The 18,702-nt window shown below is 45.8% G+C and carries 8 protein-coding genes; 2 read left to right on the top strand and 6 right to left on the bottom strand.

Annotated elements, in window-relative coordinates:
* Nucleotides 1–44 precede the first annotated feature (44 nt).
* From ESB13_RS01260 to ESB13_RS01285, 6 genes are all read right to left on the bottom strand, one after another.
* Complete coding sequence (locus ESB13_RS01260; protein ID WP_129001231.1) at nucleotides 45–3,446, bottom strand: glycoside hydrolase family 98 domain-containing protein; 3,402 nt, start codon at nucleotides 3,444–3,446, stop codon at nucleotides 45–47.
* A gap of 315 nt (nucleotides 3,447–3,761) precedes the next feature.
* Entirely contained in the window at nucleotides 3,762–5,504 is a 1,743-nt protein-coding gene (locus ESB13_RS01265; RefSeq protein ID WP_129001232.1) for a RagB/SusD family nutrient uptake outer membrane protein, read from the bottom strand.
* 11 nt (nucleotides 5,505–5,515) lie between these two features.
* On the bottom strand, nucleotides 5,516–8,776 hold the full coding sequence (locus ESB13_RS01270) for a SusC/RagA family TonB-linked outer membrane protein (RefSeq protein ID WP_220399525.1): 3,261 nt from the start codon (nucleotides 8,774–8,776) through the stop codon (nucleotides 5,516–5,518).
* Between the two features lie 228 nt (nucleotides 8,777–9,004).
* Nucleotides 9,005–10,060 (bottom strand): FecR family protein, encoded by a 1,056-nt coding sequence (locus tag ESB13_RS01275; protein WP_129001233.1) that lies wholly within the window; start codon nucleotides 10,058–10,060, stop codon nucleotides 9,005–9,007.
* Between the two features lie 88 nt (nucleotides 10,061–10,148).
* Nucleotides 10,149–10,733: an RNA polymerase sigma-70 factor gene (locus ESB13_RS01280; protein ID WP_129001234.1), complete on the bottom strand. Its 585-nt coding sequence runs from the start codon at nucleotides 10,731–10,733 to the stop codon at nucleotides 10,149–10,151.
* Nucleotides 10,734–10,747: 14 nt separating this feature from the next.
* The gene (locus tag ESB13_RS01285; protein ID WP_220399526.1) at nucleotides 10,748–13,516 is read right to left on the bottom strand and encodes a glycosyl hydrolase 115 family protein; all 2,769 of its coding nucleotides are present in this window, start codon (nucleotides 13,514–13,516) and stop codon (nucleotides 10,748–10,750) included.
* A 248-nt stretch (nucleotides 13,517–13,764) separates the two neighbouring features.
* Between ESB13_RS01285 and ESB13_RS01290 the strand changes: the two genes are divergently transcribed.
* Together ESB13_RS01290 and ESB13_RS01295 are read left to right on the top strand one after the other, a co-directional pair.
* Nucleotides 13,765–15,867, top strand: coding sequence for a glycoside hydrolase family 43 protein (locus tag ESB13_RS01290; protein WP_129001235.1), 2,103 nt, complete (start codon nucleotides 13,765–13,767; stop codon nucleotides 15,865–15,867).
* Nucleotides 15,868–16,092: 225 nt separating this feature from the next.
* Nucleotides 16,093–18,681, top strand: a complete 2,589-nt coding sequence (locus ESB13_RS01295; RefSeq protein WP_129001236.1) for a glycoside hydrolase family 2 protein — start codon at nucleotides 16,093–16,095, stop codon at nucleotides 18,679–18,681.
* The last annotated feature ends 21 nt before the right edge of the window (nucleotides 18,682–18,702 follow it).

Consider the following 18,702-nt stretch of genomic DNA (forward strand, 5'->3'; position numbering starts at 1 on the left):
CGGCAGGTACAAGCTGCGGGGGCATTTTTATTCGTAAATAGCGGTTACTGTTTTACCAGTTTCAGCGATGCATGCCCGCCCTTGCTATTATAAATGTTGATGAAGTAAATTCCCGGTGCCAATGTTGCGGTATGTAACGCTTCTATATTGCTTTTTACACGCTGTGCGGTAATAGGCTTGCCTGAAGCGTCACTTAGTACGAGTTGATCCCCGGCTTTCCAGTAACTGCTTAACCTGACGGTTACATTACGTTGCGTAGGATTTGGATAAATTTCTATGCTATTGGCACTCTCTGTCAGTTTTAGATCCGTGTTATCGCTGGCTGGTGCTGTTATGCTCAGCAGCATACCGATTGAACTGGCGGTGGTGGTACAGGCTGCTGGAGTGCCGTTCGTAAATGCTATGTAATCGATATTTCCCAGGCCCGTACTGCCTGTGGCTTCCAGTCTTACATCTGCTACGCCTGCGCCCGTAGTTGCCGTAACGGTAACGGTAGACCAGTTAGACCATGATCCCGTAGCGGGGAAGTTAATGGTAGCGATCGCCACGGCGCCGTTGATAAGTAGTCTTCCGGGGCGGGCGTCGGCACTCGCATAGCGGAAAGTAAATGTTTGGGAGCCGGCTGAGCTAAAGTTCACTTTCCAGTTGATACCTGCGCCTGTGGCGTTGTTTGTATTGGCAAAGCCGCTACCTACGAAGCCGGGATAGTTATTCTCAACAACGCCGTCCAGGCTGCAGAAGCCGGTTTCATTTTCCTGTATGGCATAATTGGTTACGGCTGTTGCGCAATTCGCGGCTGTGCCACCCACTACCTCTACATAATCTACATTGGGGAGGCCGCTGGCTCCTGTTGCCTCTAACCTAACGTCGCTGATCCCTGGAATAGTATTGGCATACACGGTAACAGTACTCCAGGTGGTCCAGGAACCTGTCGATGGTAAACTGATATTGGCAGCAACGATCGAACCGTTTACCAGGAGATTGGCTGTCCTGGTGTCAATACCTGCATAACGGAAGGTAAACGATTTGGTTCCAACGGAAGCAAAGTTGATTTTCCAATCGATTCCGGTTCCTGCCGCGTTGTTGGTATTGGCAAAGCCAGCTCCTGTATAGCCTGCGTTGTTGGTGTCTATGGTGCCATTTACATTGCAAAATCCGGTTGTATTTTCCTGGATGATATTACCGCCACTGCTAACCGGCTGTACTACTATATTGTCGAAATAAACGGAATAAGCCGCTGCCGCATTTGCCCGGAATTCAATAGTGTTGGTGCCGGCATTTAGTGTAATCGTTTGGGTATGTAACGCCCAGTTGCTATTGCTGTCTGTTTGGGTAAAGAGTGGTGTGCCAACGGAAGTTCCATTCACATATAACCCGATGGTATTAACATTGCCGCCGGTTAATGAATACCTGGTTCTTAACTGGTAGGTGCCGCTATGTTGCAGGTAAATGCTGTCGCGGATGCTGGCAGCGGCATTGGTGCCAAAACGCAGGTAGCCCTGGCCGGTATAATTTCTTACTGTACCGCTCACGCCATTGATGGTATTCCCGCTTATACTTTTGTAGTCGAACAGCTCCGCTTCGTGTTGTAAGGGACCATTATACACAGCAGGGGCGCTGGGAGTAACTAACACGGAAGGCGTATAACTGGTAAGTCTCCCGGTTGCCGTGCCGGAACAATTGATGGTAATGTCCAGCGCCCCGTTGTGTTGTACCGTTAGCGTGAATACTCCCCCCGACCAGTTGCCGGATACAGTGCTGGCCTGGTGTGAGCCTCTTTCTGTAAAAGACCAGGTTGGCTGTGAACTCGCACCATAAATTTTGATGATGTCGGTCTTTAATGCTGTGTTAACTTTATTGTCATAGTTATTCAGGTAGATGTTCAGTCGGTTCGCATACTCTTTTATGATGCCGGCGGAGTACTGCGAATAGCTTAACTCCATGGAACTACAGGTGTTGTATTTAAAAGGTATGGAAGCGGTTGCCGTTTCATTTGTTTTAAATGGATTGTAGGTTACCCAGCCGTTTTCATGGCGCCCCGCATACAGGGTGCCCATATATTCTGAAGGAAACAGGCTGTTGAATTCAGTCACTTTAGACGAGATGCTGGGCCATCTTGTGGCATAGGCCGATTTATTGATCTTTACCTGGAAAGAATTGGCATCTGTATCATCAAGTTGATAAGCAAGAGGTATCGATGGATACCGGCCCGTTTTCTTGAAGAAGCTTTTATTCAACTCGTAGTTGCCATCGGTATCCATCCGGTACAACCCTTCAAACAGCGTTTGGGGAGTGCTATACCGGTCTTGGTTGCTGCCACTGTTTACATCATTCACTATAACCACTTTTGTACGGTCAATAACCTCTCTCCGGGTAGGAATGCGAACGGTGCCGTCTAGTACCTTACGAAAAAGATCTATACTGATATTGTGAAACTGGGGGTAAAACTCCCAGCGCCGCGTGGTAAATCCATCCGCTGTAGTTGCTGTACCAATTTCTCTTGAAGCATTGATGGGAATAGTTTCAGGGCCATCGATTACAGTTTCCCCTGTTAGCATAATATGTTCCAGGTGAGGTGCAAGGCCTGTTGCCAGCGTAAAGTTGGCATTGGTCCCCGTTGAATCAGACCATCCGGTTTCATCATAGCGGATTCCGTATTGGCCCGCATAACCCGACAGATATGCTCCTAGGCAGGTGCTTTCCATATCATACTGGTACGTTTGCTGCGTGTATTTTTCACAAAGAATATAATTTTCTGTATAGTTTCTGCAGGCTGCCGCAAAGTCCGGGTTTCTTTTTAGCATGCCAATAGGGTTGATATTCGGATTCCACTGGTTGGGACACCAGCTTACCACAAGGTAACCGCCATAGCGGTTGCTCAACTGAAGTAGCTTGGCAAAGAGCGCGATGCGGTCGGTCCACGCAGGAGAGAGAGGATCGTAGCTGTTTGAAGTGGGAGGCTGCAGGCTGCCGTCAAATCCCCAGAACTGTTCGGCATAATTAAACCCGATGAAGTTGGGATAATCACGGTAAAACTCTTCGTACATAGCGATATCTGTTTCTGAAAAATGCTGGAACCCGCCACTGGACTGCTGTATCATAGCCCATACGCGATTTTCTGCGCATACCCTTAGCCATGACTTGGCAATTTCGTATCCGTTTTCAGCCTGCAGCCAACGGCTTGTAAGCCGGTCATGATTAATCGAAATGGAAATGTTGAACACGATATAAGGTCGAATATCCGCGGGAACCATGTCGATGATCTTTTGTGGATCTGCCTGGTTCCAGGAATCGATGTGAATGAACCACGTAGGCTGCTGCGGTGAAATAGGACGGCGAAGCGGTGCGCCGGTTTGGCCATAGGTAGTGCCATGCAATAAGATAAAAAATAGTGCTGCCAGCCGGAAGATATATTCCCGGTACGCTTTGGGTAAATGAAATTTCATAGCTAAGCTTTAAATGTGATTAATAGATGTTTATGATTATTGTTTATCAACCGGAAATCGTCCGGCATGGTTGCGCAAGGAACGCACAAATGAGGTGGCATAGACAATCGTTTTTGGTGCTTTGTATAAAGGTGCTGCTCCCTATACGATAACAAATTAGCGTGGGATGGAGTTTTCAGGTGCGTTGATTGTCTTTAATAGTAGCACAAATGTTAAGGGGCTACGATCTGATTAGGGCTGGCAGATTGTAACCAGGTTACGCTCATACCAGCCCTTGCCTATGGATTGCTACTGACTGCAGGTAACTATTGTCTGTTACAGGTAGCCGGGGTTTTGATCCAGTACAGCATCTTTGTTGGCATCGATAGCTGACTGTGGTATCGCATACAAGGTGAAGTTTTTAGTGAAAGGTGTACCTAAACTATAATAAGGATTATACTTTATGACCCTGTTGTAAAATACGTCCGCACCCAGGCGTCCAAGGGTTAGCCTGCGTTTTTCTTCTACGCCCAATTCCCGGATACGCTCATCAAGAATGTAGTCCAGGGTAACCGCCGATGCACTTACTTTCGACGCGTTTGCCCGCGCTCTCACTACATTGATATCCGCAGCCGCCAGGTCTGTTTTGCTTTGTTTGAGATAGGCTTCTGCTCTTAGTAAATAGGTTTCTGCCAGTCGGAACATATATTGATCTGTATAAGTACCGCCGGAAGAGCCCGACAGCGCATAGGTAGCAGCGTTCGAATACAATGCCTTCGGATGATCGTAAGGGTTGGTTACTTTTGTTTGATAGCACGTAAGATACCTGCCGGGGAAGGTGGTCTGGCTATTTTCTCCCGTAAGAAAGGTGTAGCCTGCCGGAGGATTGTCGATATCGAGTGTATCTCCCAGTTCTTTATACAAAGTCTTGAAAGCAGGATTGTTGTAAGCAAACTTCCTTACAAAATTGTGATTCGCATTTCTGATATCTGTTTTAAAATCACTGGCCCACACTTCTTTGTCAAAGTGAGTGGTGGGTATGATGGAACCAATGCCACGGCCACCGGTATAGTCTCCTGTAGGCCAGTTGAATGGCGATTGGGTAAGCGAAACGCCGTTTTTATACATTTTAAAAAGACTGGTTTGCGGAGCGCAATGCCTTTCGAGCAGGTAACTGCCTGGCGAACTCCAGATAGAGGTGATATCCGTGCCACCTCCCAAAACATCTACCTGCATTTGAATAACAAAAATGCCTTCTCTATTGCCGTAGGTCGAACGGTTCTGGTTGCCGGTACGATATAAATCCCAGTAAACATCACCAGGCTGTTCCGTAGCCCTTGAACCAAAGCGCTGTGTCATGAGTCCCAATGCCGGGTTGGAAATTACTTTCGTAGCAGCATCAACAGCTTCCTGCGCCTTGTCCTGGGCAAGATATAATTCTGATAACAAATGATACGCCGCAGGAGCGCTAACCTCGCCGTCTTTTACCGCCGTAATGTCCTTGAGGTTTTCGGCAGCGAACTTAACATCCTCTACAGCCTGGGCTATTGTTTGTTCCCTGGTAGCCCTTACATAGTTTGTCTTGGGCCCCAAAACTTCTTCTAACTGAAGTGGTACGCCTCCATACAAATAAGCTAAGGTGCGGTAAGCTAACCCCCTGAAAAATTTAGCCTTCGCATTAAATAGCACCTGCTCGCTCTCCGGCACACTTGATTTGGGTAAACGACTGATGATGGTATTGGACTGCGCAATCAGCAGGTACAGCTTGTCCCAGTGCGCCTGGGGTATGGCCGCAGAAGGACCATAGTTGGCGGCCAGGTTCGGTACACTGCTGCCGCTGCTGCCATTCCATACAAAGTCGGTTCCGAATAAATAGTCCATTACACTTCGCTCGCCATTACAATAGAACTCGTATCGTGTCAGGTAATATAACTCATTAACGGCAAGATCAAAATCTGCTGACGTGCTGTAAGAGTTTTTGGAACTCATGAAATCACGCGGGGTTTCCTCCAGGAACGATTTCTCGTTGCAGGATCCCAATAGTAGGGCGCTTATCGCTATGTATATGATTTTTTTCATTGTATTTTCTATTAGAGTGAGATATTGATCCCAAGGGTGAAACTCCTCATAACCGGCCTGCCTTCGTAATCATTGCCGGATTTGTCGATAGTAGAGGTTCTGCCAATAGGGGTAACAGTGCCATAATTCGCTTCCGGATCCCATCCATGCCATTTCGTAAACGTAAGCAGGTTTTTGCCGGTAACATATAGGTTTACATTCTGCACGCCTATAAGTGTAACTATTTTTTTGGGCAGATCATAAGCCAGCGACACATCCTGCAAACGAACGAAACTCCTGTCTTCATACCTTATAGGTTGTATCTTTCCAGCCGTAGGTGATGCCGAGTATATGCCGTCAGGATTGCTGGGCGACCATATGTTTTTGGTGAATTCATTTAAATGGTTGTTCATCCGCGCAGTATTATCCTGGATCAGCCAGGCATAGTTCTCGCCCAGGTACCCGTCTTTCCCACCTTGCACAGAATTGATAAAAAAGAACAGGGATACTCCTTTGTAAGAAAATTTATTCATAATGCCGAAACGGTACGCCGGATCAGTTTTGCCCAAAATGGTACGGTCGGCCTCACTTATCTCTCCTTCCCCTGTGATGTCATGAATTTTATAATTACCAATTGCGTATCCTGTAGGGATTTGATCTTTTACCTGGTATATGCCGTCAATTTTATAACCGTAAATGGCGCCTAACGATTTGCCGATAAAGAGACCGCTTGTTATCAGGTCCCCGGAACCGGTCAGCTCAAGCACTTTGTTCCTGTTGGCAGATATATTGAATGTAGTACTCCATTCGAAATCATGGTTTACAATATTGTCTGTGGTAACAGTGAATTCAATGCCCCGGTTTTGAACATTGCCAACATTCGATTTGATAGAAGAAAAACCCGTAATGGTCGGAATGGATACATCGTAAAGTAAATCGCTTGTTTTGGTTCTATATGCGTCGATAGTACCCTTTACGCGGTCATTGAATAAACGAAAATCTAACCCTATATTATAACCACCTGTTTTTTCCCATTTCAGGTCGGGGTTTTCCATAGAACTGAGCTCCTGCCTTATTACAGTACTGCCTGCATCACCGAAAATATATCCGGCGCCGGTCGATACTTTTGCCAAAGACGAATAGCTGCTGGTCAGGTTACCGCTGATGCCATATCCTCCGCGTAATTTCAGGTAATTAACGGCAGGTATTTTAAAGAAACGCTCGTCAGATATAACCCAGGCCAGGGCTACAGACGGAAATATGGCATTTTTCTGGTTAGCGGCAAAACCTGAAAAACCATCCCGTCTTACAGTTGCTGTTAACAGGTATTTGTTATCGTACCGGTAGTTGATACGTGCCATCTGGTACAAAGCAGAATTGTCATTGGCATCCGAATAGGCAAACTGGTTGGTGCCAAGTTCAAGGCTGTTGTATCCCAGCGTTAACCGGGAAAAATTCCTCGATTCCGCCCGTGTTTGTGAATAGTTGCTTGCTCTCGCGCCATAAACAAGTGTGGCTCCAATACCATGCCGGCCAACTTCTTTGTTGTAATTGACAATGTTATCTAATGTGTAATTATAGTAGATCGATATGTCCTTAAAGGCTAACCCTGTTTGTGAATTTCCATAAGGGTCCGACTGGTAAGAGTTGTTGATCGTATAGTTGTTGCCATAATTGATCCGGTAGCTTAATCCTTTTACAGGTAGCTGTATCTCTGAGTACACATTGCCTATGAGATAATTATGTCTTTCCTGGTCGGTGACACCGGTTCCCATAAGAGGATTGCCTGCCGCATTTTCCATCGGGAATGGATTTAATGTGCCATCCGCTTTGTATGGCGTTACCAGCGGGTTCATCGTATACAATGTCCATAAAATGGGCTCAACACCATCCTGGTTGGCAAAAGAGCCCGATGCCTGTATGCCCACTTTCCACCATGGACGAATCTTGGCTTCCAGGTTGGCCCGAACACTATTACGTTTAAAATTATCGTTTCGCAGGAAGTTTTTTTGATTGGTATTGCCATAAGATAATAAATAGGAAATAGCATCTGTACCACCGGAAATACTAACTCTGTTATCCAGGATAGATCCTTGTCTGGTAGCAGCTCCCCACCAGTCGAAATCCGTATCTACGATACTGCCATCCGGGTTCATGGTGCTTTTTACAGTAAGATAGTCGGTCATCTTAAAGGTCGGGTCTTCTTTGGTATAATCCGATGCTGCCGTATATGCTTTGTTCCACATGAGGTTTTTAAGGAACATAAGATATTGCCCCCGGTTCATAGTCGAATAGTTCTTTGTAGGGCTTTGAAAACTATAAGACGATGAAAGATTTATCCTGGCTTTACCTGCCTTGCCCTTTTTCGAAGTGATAAGCAATACGCCATTCGCTGCCTGTGCCCCGTAAACAGCCGTAGCGCTCGCGTCTTTAAGCACGTCTATTGATTCTATATCAGCAGGATTGATAGAAGAAAGTGAATTCTCATACACGATGCCATCCAATACAATCAAAACATTTGTATTGCCTGAAATGGTATTTCTGCCGCGTATAGAAATGCTTGGCGTGCCGCCCGCACTTGTAACCTGCCCGATATTCAGGCCGGGAACAGTGCCCTGTAAAGACTGTACTATGTTGGTGTTGGGCGATTTTTCAAAATCTTTGATGTTGGCGCTGATTACAGCTCCGGTTAAATCCCTTTTCTTTTGTGTGCCGTAGCCTATTACTACCACTTCATCCAGCCTGTTTTCTACCGATACCAATGTTATCCTGGCATAGTTATTATCTTTTACTGCCACTTCCGCAGCCTGGTAACCTACGCCGGTAATCACTAATACGGCGTTGCCGTCTTTTACATTGATGGTATAGGAGCCGTCTTCTTTGGTTGACACACCATTGGTAGTTCCTTTTTCCACCACGCTTATTGCAGCCAGCGGTAAGCCTTTGTCGTCCACTATTTTGCCGGATATTCTAATGCTGGCAGCATCTTCCGTTTTGCCGGTTATCGCTACAAGATCGTCGTTTATTTTTTTATAGGAAAACAGGGTGTTTTGTAGCAGCAGCTGCATGACATGGTCGATGGTGGCATTCCGGGCTACTACATCCACCTTGATGGTACTTTGCTTTACCTCCTCGTTATATACAAATCTGTAAGAGTGTTGTGATTCTATTTTTTTCAAAATATCAGGAATAGTAGCGCCCCTGATATCCAGGTTTATTTTCTGCTGTGAGGCCCCCTCAAAAGCAGATACCTGGAACGATGTGATAAGTATGATTAAGATACTGAGTTTCATTACCGACAAGCATTTAATTAGCAATCGCCCGGGGCAAATACCGGCAGAGCAATCATATTTTTTCATATATTGCAATTGTTTACAGATAATAGAATTATTGCTTTTTCAAGCAATAGGAAATTGTCTTAAGGCGGGATATGCTCGCAACATAACCCGCTTTTTTTGTTTGGCTGCGTTATGTTTTGGTAGCTGGCTTCATGATGTGCAAGGTTTAATCGTTAGGAATTATTAAAATATAAATACTGTATTTTTTTCTTTCTCTATTTTGTAGTTGAAGTTGCCCACATTTTTTAACGACTCCAGCACATCCTCCAGTCTGTCATTCTCAAACGTGCCGTTGTATAGCCTGAATCGTGTGGTTTTCTGTACTTCTATAGTTACATTGTACCAGCGTTCCAGCGTAGTTATAACATTCTCTAAAGTTTCCTGCTCAAATACCAGGCGGTTCTTTGTCCATTCTGTTTCTCTGGTGGTAGTATCTTTCTCGTTGATCTTACTACTGAAAAGCTCTGCTATGGGCATTTTGGCGGATACTCCGGTATTTAAGTCCGGTAACGTGTTTTGTACTACTATCTTTTCGCTGGGCTTTAGAATGATTGTATTCTTGCTGCTCTTTCTTTTTAATACTACCTCTATCGCTCCCTTCACTAATGTGGCTTCTGTGCTTTTTTCGTTGGCATAAGCTCTTACGTTGAACGCCGTACCCAGTACTTTTACCTCTATAGTGGAAGTATGTACTATAAAAGGAATTGCTTTGTTTTTAACAACATCGAAATAAGCTTCTCCTACTAAACTAACTTCACGGTTTTTGATACCATAGTCTTCGTTGTAATTTAATCTGGAGTCTGCATTTAACCACGCTTTTGTACCATCGGGCAGTATAAGGCTGGTCTTTGATCCTTTCCTGGTAATGAATACATTATCAGCTACCGGAGCCGGGCTGTCTTTATTAAGCGTTTTGTTTATCAGGAAGGTGGCTGCCACTAAAAAAATCAAGGAGGCGGCTATGGCAGGTAACAACCGCTTGATACGACTGCTTTTCCTGATGAAAAGATTTTTTTCTCCATGTATTTTCCTGTTCAAAGAAAATAACGCCTCATTTACTGCCTGGCTTTCTATATCATATTTTAAATGGCTGCTAAAAACTTCATCCATGGCATCTGCCATGTAGGCGAATGTTTCGTCTTGTTTTATTAATTCAGAAAGCTCCAGCTGCTCGGGGAGGGTGATGGCTCCCGACTGCTTTTGCATGAGAAGGTATTCGAATCTGTCATTATGCGCCACGTAAAAATCTATTTACATCCAATGACGCAATTCTTTACATTTTACCCCCAAAAAAAATGGAAATATTTTTTCGGTGCTTAAATAGCTTTCAGGAGCTTTTTATAAAATACTCCTTTGCTGTATTTTTTAATAGGTCGGTAAGCTTTTTTATTGCAATGGACATCTGGTTTTCAATGGTTTTAGCCGATACGTCCAGTAGCCTGGCTACTTCCGCGTATTTTAAACCATCTTCCTTGATTAATTTGAAAATCAACCTGCAACGGGGAGGAAGCGTGTTAATGGCATTACTTACAGCGTTCAGGGTTTCCTTATCGATCAGTTTTAGATCCTGGTTATGCAGTTCGTATTTCAATGACTCTCCAATATCCTCCAGTGGTACTTTGCGTTTATACCAGTCATAGTTCTTGGTGCGCATGTAACTCACTGCACTATGCTTGGTTGCTATATATAAATAAGCGGAAAGGTTGTTAATGGTAGGTAATATCTTTCTGTTTTCCCAAAGCTTTGCCATTACCTCTATGCACACATCTTCTGCCTGCTGCTTGTCTTCCAGGTAGGCTTGCGCGTAAGAAAGCAGCGCTGGATAGTACATTCTGAAAAGCTCATTGAAAGCATTTTCATCTGAACTCTCAGCTATTTCGTTGATCAGGTATGGCAATCGTTCTTGAGGCATTAATAGGATAGATTTTAAGGCCGCGTTGAATCCGGGGAGGCTATGGTTGCCGGTTCCCGGTAATGAGGACTTTCGTTCATATGTAGAAAGGTCTTTTCGTAACCACCACAATCCACAATTACTTTTTGCAACACCATTCCGGGAGTATGCGGGTAAATATCCAGTTCATACCAGCCGTTCTTATCCGGGGGAAGCGGCAGGTACATGCTTGTTTCAATTACACGGGCTGCTGCTGTAGGGTACATGATACTGTAGTTGTTTTTCCAGGTTAACTGGTCATTGATCACCTTTGATTTTTCAGCGCCGCCTTTAAACCCCGCCGTAACCCGGCTGCCTCCTTTAATAAAAGGCATTACAGTACTGAAAACCAGTAGCACCTTAACAGAGTCCGCTTTTGATTTCAACTGCATCTTATAGGTTAAAGAAGCCCCTTCCACTGGCAGGTTAGGTGGAAGCAGTTCCAGCCCCGACAGCGTCCTGCCTAAGCCGGGAATGACCGACCAGGCGGTGCCGGCTGAACTTTGGCTTTTATAGTAATGTGCTGCTTCCATGACAACTACGTTGCTCTTTTCTGAAAAAAGATAACTGCCGTTTATCATTTCTTCCGGTTGTATGCGCGTAACCCTGGGCATAACATTATATTGCGGGCCGTGCCATTTTGTATAACCAATGTGCGTCTGCTGCATCATCCTGTTCCATTTACCATTTGCTACACGGGTATGAAAATCGCTCGTAAGCAGGGAATCGCGCATGAAGCAGGCTGCTACCTCATCTGCCCAAAAATTGGCGGTAGTATCTTTATCTGCTGCCAGCTTTCGGTTCATGGCTAATGCATAATACATATCGTATAAATTGGCAAGCGCCTGAACCGGGTACAGTAGTAATTGAATATAGGCATCCCGGTAAGCTGTATCCAATGTGTGGAATTGACGTAGTGCACGTGCCTCCAATGCCAGCAGTTCATCGGTTACCATTTTAAACTCTCCGTTCTCCAGGTTATAGGTTTTTTCGTCTAGCATTTCAGGTGTGATCCTGTGTGCGTATTTGCTATAGTCGTTCAGTATTCTTGCTGCCTCCCTGGCCTGCCCGTTTCCAAACTGCTGTGCGCAAAAGTCAACAGTATATCGAAACAGGTTGTTCTGGTCGAATTGTTCAGGGTTCCAGGCCATATCCAGGAAAAACGACATAGGAAACTCCATGGGCTTCAAATCACCCACATTCAGGATCCATAGCTTATCTACGCCGTAACTGTAGGTAAGCTGCATTTGCTCCCATACATGTTGTATCTGCGTTACATTCAGCCACTTATAGGCTCTCGGCGCGCCATAATAGGCAGCATGGTAGTACATGCCGTAACCTGCGGGGTGCTTTTTCCCTTTTAAATCAGGAAGACGCCTTACATTACCCCAGTTGTCATCGCACAACACAATGATCATATCATCAGGCACTTTCATGCCCTGGTCAAAGTACTCCAATACCTCACTGTATAAAGTCCATACCTGCGGTGTTTTGGCAGCGGGCTTTTGGGTTACCTGTTCAATAATAGCACGCTGGTCTTTCATGATGCCTTCCAGTACCCTGAAATTAGCTTCGGCACTACCCGCATCAGCCATCGGCTTATCATCGTCGCCACGCATGCCCATCGTGATAAGGCTTTCGTAGTTCTTTGTGTTTTCTATACCTTCCCTGAAAAATTTCCGGATGCCTTCTTTATTGGTAACATAATTCCACTCTCCATTACCATAGTTTTGTTTGTTGCGGATCCATTCCTGCTGCGAGCGTTGCATCGGTTCGTGGTGCGAGGTGCCCATGATAATGCCGTATTCATTTGCCAGCCGTGGGTTGTCTGGGTCGTCTTCATTGAAAGAATTGCCTTCATATTCGCCTTTTTCATTCCTTACAATAGTAGGGCCGGGTGCGTATTCTTTAAAAGCCCCCCACATACCCGGCCACAAAAGGTTGGCGCGCAATCTGAGCATTAACTCGAATACATGGCCGTACATCTTGCTGTTCATGCCGCCGAATTTGAGCCTCGCCCATTCCTGCATGGCAGGGTTTTCATCATTGATAAAAATGCCGCGGTATTTTACCTTGGGTTCGCCCGAAGCAAAATAGGCCGGTAGAATATAGGCGGCAGAACGTTTTTGTACTGGCACGTCTGCCCACCAATACCAGGGCGAAACCCCTAACTGTTTCGATAGTTCGTAAATGCCAAAAATGCTGCCCCGCTTATCACTTCCTGCAATAACCAAAGCGCGCTGTACACCCGGGAAGGGATTAGCAACGGTCGTTATAACAAAGCTCTCCCATTTCCCTTTCAGGTCTTCCGCTTTTATGCTGCCCAAACCAATCAGGCGGTCAATCCATTTATTCTTGCCAATCGTTCCTATGATGACGGGCATAGCCGGAAAGCTATCGCTGCCATACACCCCGGGCTTATAATGCGTAACCCGCTCGATATCATTCTGCAGATCACCGATGGCGCGGATAACGCCGCTAAATTCGCCCGGACTATAATATATAGAGGCCGCATGGTGGTTCGCTGCCAAAGGAAAAGCGCCCGCACCGTCAATATCGCTTACCAGCACGGGAGGGGTGTTGGCTTCTGCGCCTGGCGATGAAAGAAATAGCAACGCAGAAAAAATGACAATAGTGTAAAGCTTACGCTTTTGCAGGCGACTATGGCAACAAAGGCTGTTTACGCTGTTTAACGCTTTGTGTAAGGTATTGGTATTGCCTCGCAGTGAAAATAACTGGTGGCTGGTGGAAATACTTATAGGCACGCTTGAATCGTTTTGCTGAGTTTGAAATCGATTGAAAAATAGAGAAATTTTGTTTAAATCCTGCTTTTTAAAACATTTGTTCCATCCTTTTAAGCATTTGTGACATCTGGGCAGGAGCGGCTCGGATAGCTTTGTCACAAACCTCGTAGCTGTCAGCAGCTAAAAAACTGCTATCCGGTGAAAACTGCAATTGACAGATTGAAAAATAAATGACAAATTGAGCCGGATCGCAAGGCTTGCCTATACATATGAAAATAATACGCTTCGCCGCTTTTTTTATGTTGTTTGCCGTCTCCGGCTTACACGCACAAACCTGGATGCCCGATAACGGTAATGGTACTTATACCAACCCCTTGTTTTATGATGAGTTTTCGGATCCCGATATTATCCGCGTGGGCGACGATTTTTACATGGCAGGCACCACCATGCACAGTTTTCCAGGATTGCCCGTGTTGCATTCAAAAGACCTCGTGAACTGGTCATTGCTGGGATATTGCTTCGATAAGCTGAATATGGGGGACGACTTTACCTTGAATAATGGCAAAGAAGCTTACGGACAGGGTATATGGGCTCCTTGTATACGGTATAATAACGGTACCTTTTATATCTTTTCCAATATTAATAACTACGGGTTACAGGTTTTCTGGTCCAAAGATCCCCGTGGACCCTGGCAACATAAAAAAATACAGGCTGAAATATATGATTTGTCTGTTTTGTTCGACGACGATGGAAAAGTATATGCAGTACACAAATACGATGAAGTAAAAATGGTGGAGTTGAAGCCGGATTTTAGCGGCGTAGTGGAAGGCTCCGAAAAGGTAATTATTCCAAAAGGTAATGCCATGGGAGAGGGGCATCATATCTATAAAATAAAAGGTAAGTATTACATTATCAGTGCTAATTATTCTCCCTCGGGTCGCATGCAATGTGCCCGTGCCGATAATCCATATGGGCCTTACGAAACGGTTGTAATAAGTGCCGATGAAACCATGGGTACAGAACGTGGGGCGGTGGTGCAGAATGTGGGCTTGGGCAATAAGGTGCCGGCTCCCGGGTTTCCGTTCAGAATATCAAAACCGGGTCCCAATGAACTGGGGGCTGTACCCTTGCACCAGGGAGGCGTAGTGGATTTGCCGAACGGCGACTGGTGGGGTTTTTCTATGATGGATGTATTATCCGTCGGCCGTACTACCTTCCTTTCACCTGTTACCTGGCAGGAGGGGTGGCCTTATTTTGGAATTCCAGGTAACCTGGGGCGCTCTCCGCGTACCTGGCTAAAACCGGCTGTCGGTGTAAAAACTACACCCACACCCACGTATCAGCGCAACGACGATTTTTCAGGCCCCGGTTTACAAAAAGTTTGGCAGTGGAATCATGAGCCTGTAAATGATAAATGGCGGTTAGATTCCAAAAAAGGCGCTTTGCGTTTGTATACCATGCCCGCTCCGGATTTTCTATGGGCAAAAAATTCATTGACGCAAAGGGTCGTGGGCCCTCAATCTTATGCAACAGCAGTGTTGGATGCGGCTAACCTGGAACAGGGCGATTATGCTGGCTTGGCTGTATTGAATATGCCCTATGCGTCCTTGGGCGTTTTGCGTAGAACAGAGGGGTACTTTCTGAGATTTTACAACCAGTTGACCGATAAAACCACGGAACTAAAATTGGCATCGCCTCAAATAAGTCTCCGTATGAGTGGCGATTATGAAAAGGATATAGCACAATTTAGTTATAGCACCAACGGCGTTGCATTTACACCTGTTGGCGACTCTGTTCGGCTGCCTTACCAGTTGAAAACTTTTCAGGGTAGCAGGTATGCATTGTTTGCTTACAATACCGAAGGAAGGGAAGGTGGTTATGCCGCCTTTGATGATTTTAAAGTAACAGAACCTTTTGCCGATCGTTCGCATAATATTCCTGCCGGTAAAGTAATAACGCTTACCAACCTGGCTACCAATAACCTCGCCTGGGCCAGCCCGCATGGCATGTTGCATACCGCGTGGCCGGGATCAAAGGAATTAAATGGACCGGGTTGTCAATTCAGGGTACACGACAGGGGCAATGGTCGCGTTGCGCTCGAAGCTGTAAGCGGTGCCGGATTTGTAACAGTGGTGGGGGTGGGATTAACTGCTGATGTGCGATTGTTAAAGCAGGAGTCGGAAGGTAGTTTGTTTCAGTGGCAGGATATGTTACATCATCAATGTATGCTGCTGTCTCTGAAAACCAATCGCTTTGTTGGCCTGGTTCCGGAAACAAGAACGCCATACGCCGCCAATTTTGCAGGCACAAGACCTGATAGAAAAGATGGAACTGTATTTTCCTGGAAAATAGTAGACGCATCAACTGAATAAGGCACTTGCCATAGATGCAGTAGTATATTCTGTTTGACATTTGTATCACCATTTTAGTGAAATGTGAACTTCGGCTGCCATACGCTATACTACTTTTGACGTAAGCGGTTGTCGCGGCCATAGCAGGCAAAAAACTGTTGCAGATGCCATGGCGCTTACTAGCCCCTCTGTGCCGGATATAGTCATTCTCCTTTATCTCACTACAATTCTCAATAAGATCACTGAATGAGGCTTGCTATTATTGTAATACTGTTTTTGTTGCCGGGGGCTTTTACTTACAGCCAATCTCCGGGGAAAGCTGGCTTGGAAACACGTCAGCGCATCAATATTAACCGCGACTGGAAGTTCCTCCATGGCGATTATCCCGAAGCCAGGCAATTGTCTTATGACGATGAAAAATGGAACCTGGTTCATCTGCCACATAACTTTAGCATTCCCTATTTCCAATCTACCCGGTGGTATACAGGGTATGGCTGGTATCGCCGGCATGTACATATTACAGAACAATGGAAAAATAAACGGGTATCGCTGGAGTTCGAGGGGGCTTTTAGAGAAGCTGAAATTTTCGTGAATGGCCAGCCTGCGGGTTCCCATAATGGCGGCTACACCGGGTTCTCCATTGATATTACCCATTTGCTTACCGCCGGCGATAATGTCATTGCCGTGCGCTTGAACAACAGGTGGAATGCAAGACTGGCGCCTCGCAATGGCGATCATAATTTTACAGGCGGAATTTACAGGGATGTATACCTCGTCGTAACTAACAATGTTCATGTAGATTGGTATGGAACTTATATTACGACACCGGGTTTGTCAAAAGACGGTGGAAGGGTAGCAATAGAAACAGAAGTAAGTAATCAAAACAAACATAGCGGCGTCTATACGTTGAAAACAGATATTGTAGATGCCAACGGTAAACTGGTGACATCTGTTTCAGCCAGGCAATCCATAGCCGCAACAACTTCGGTTGTTTTTAAGCAGCTAACACCGGAGGTGAAAAAGCCCCGGCTCTGGCACCCCTCAAATCCTTACCTGTATAAGGCCATTACTACCATCTGGGATAATCAAAAACTGCTGGATAGCTACGAAACCTCATTCGGATTCAGATGGGTACGCTGGACGGCTGACAGCGGTTTTTTCCTGAATGGAGAACATTATTATTTCAAGGGAGCCAATGCACACCAGGATCAGGCCGGATGGGCAAGCGCGGTAACGAATGGTGCCATTGTACGCGATGTGAAAATGATAAAGGACTGTGGAATGGATTTTATCAGGGGATCGCATTATCCCCACGATCCTGCTTTTTCGGCGGCATGCGACAGCCTGGGTATGTTGCTGTGGCAGGAAAATGACTTCTGGGGCTCCGGTGGTGACCAAAAAGAAACCGATAATTGGTATAGCGGGGCAGGCGCTTTCCCGTCCAATAAAGAGGACCAGCCATATTTCGAAGAGAGTGTAAAAACAAACCTGCGGGAAATGATCCGCATTCATCGTAATCATCCTTCCATTATAGTTTGGAGTATGTGTAATGAGCCCTTTTTCACTGGGTGGGGAACCATCGGCAGAATCAGGGAGTTTTTAAAGGAACTTACAACGCTTACCCATCAGTTAGATCCATCGAGGATGGTGGCCATTGGTGGCTGCCAGCGTGGTGAAATTGATAAAACAGGCGATATCGCCGGGTATAATGGCGATGGCGCCAGGTTGTTTCTCAATCCTGGTATACCCAGTGTGGTTACCGAATACGGCTCCACCATTGCAATACGTCCGGGAAAATATACAGCAGGCTGGGGCGACATGACTAGCCAGCAGGATTCAATTTTCCCCTGGAGAAGCGGGCAGGCACTTTGGTGCGCATTCGACTATGGTACCAGGGCTTCAGGTGATTTTGGCCTGATGGGAATGATTGATTACTTCAGGGTGCCTAAAAATCAATGGTACTGGTACAGGAACGAGTATAAACATATTGCACCACCGGAAGCTGTTAAAAACGGGGTGCCCGCAAAATTGCAACTGGCTGTTGATAAGAATACAATTAACGGAACAAATGGCACGGATGACGTATTGCTTACAGTTACCGTAACAGATAAAACAGGCAGGCCAATCAGTAACTCGCCGGATGTTACGCTGGAAATTGTTTCGGGACCGGGCGAATTCCCTACAGGCACAACCATCAGGTTTGCTTCCAATTCAGATATCTATATCCGTGATGGAAAGGCGGCTATAACGTTTCGGTCTTATTATGGTGGTAAAACGGTGGTGAAGGCAGTGAGCGAAGGTCTGGTAGCTGATTCTGTTGTCATAGAAACTCTGGGAACTCCCCGGTTTGTGAGTGGTAGTACGCCAAATACAACGGAACGCCCTTATGTACGTTATACCATAGAGAAGAAAACAGTTGACGATAGGTCCGTGAATATCGCTTATCCCAAACCTACCCGCGCCAGCAGCGAAGCCACGGGGAAAACGGCCAACCTCGCCAATGATAAAGATATACGCTCTTGTTGGCAGCCCAACATTTCGGATACCGCCAGTTGGTGGCAGGTAGATCTGGAAAACGTCTATGTGATCACTGAAGTGCGACTGCAGTTTCCTTTGCAGGAAAAATTCGACTGTACTGTTGACATATCTGCCGACAACCAGAACTGGCATGCAATAGCAAAGCCTCGGAATCCTTTTCCGGCAGACGGAAAGCTGGTTGTTCCCGTAAGCAATGCAACACCAGCGAGGTTCTTGAGAGTGAGCTTCAGAAATGATCCCAATAACCAGGTGAAACTGGCAGAAGTAGAAGTGTTTGGCAAAACAGCCGATGATTGATTTTCAGTTAATCTTCCATTT

It is taken from the genome of Filimonas effusa, from assembly GCF_004118675.1.
Taxonomy (GTDB): Bacteria; Bacteroidota; Bacteroidia; order Chitinophagales; family Chitinophagaceae; genus Filimonas; species Filimonas effusa.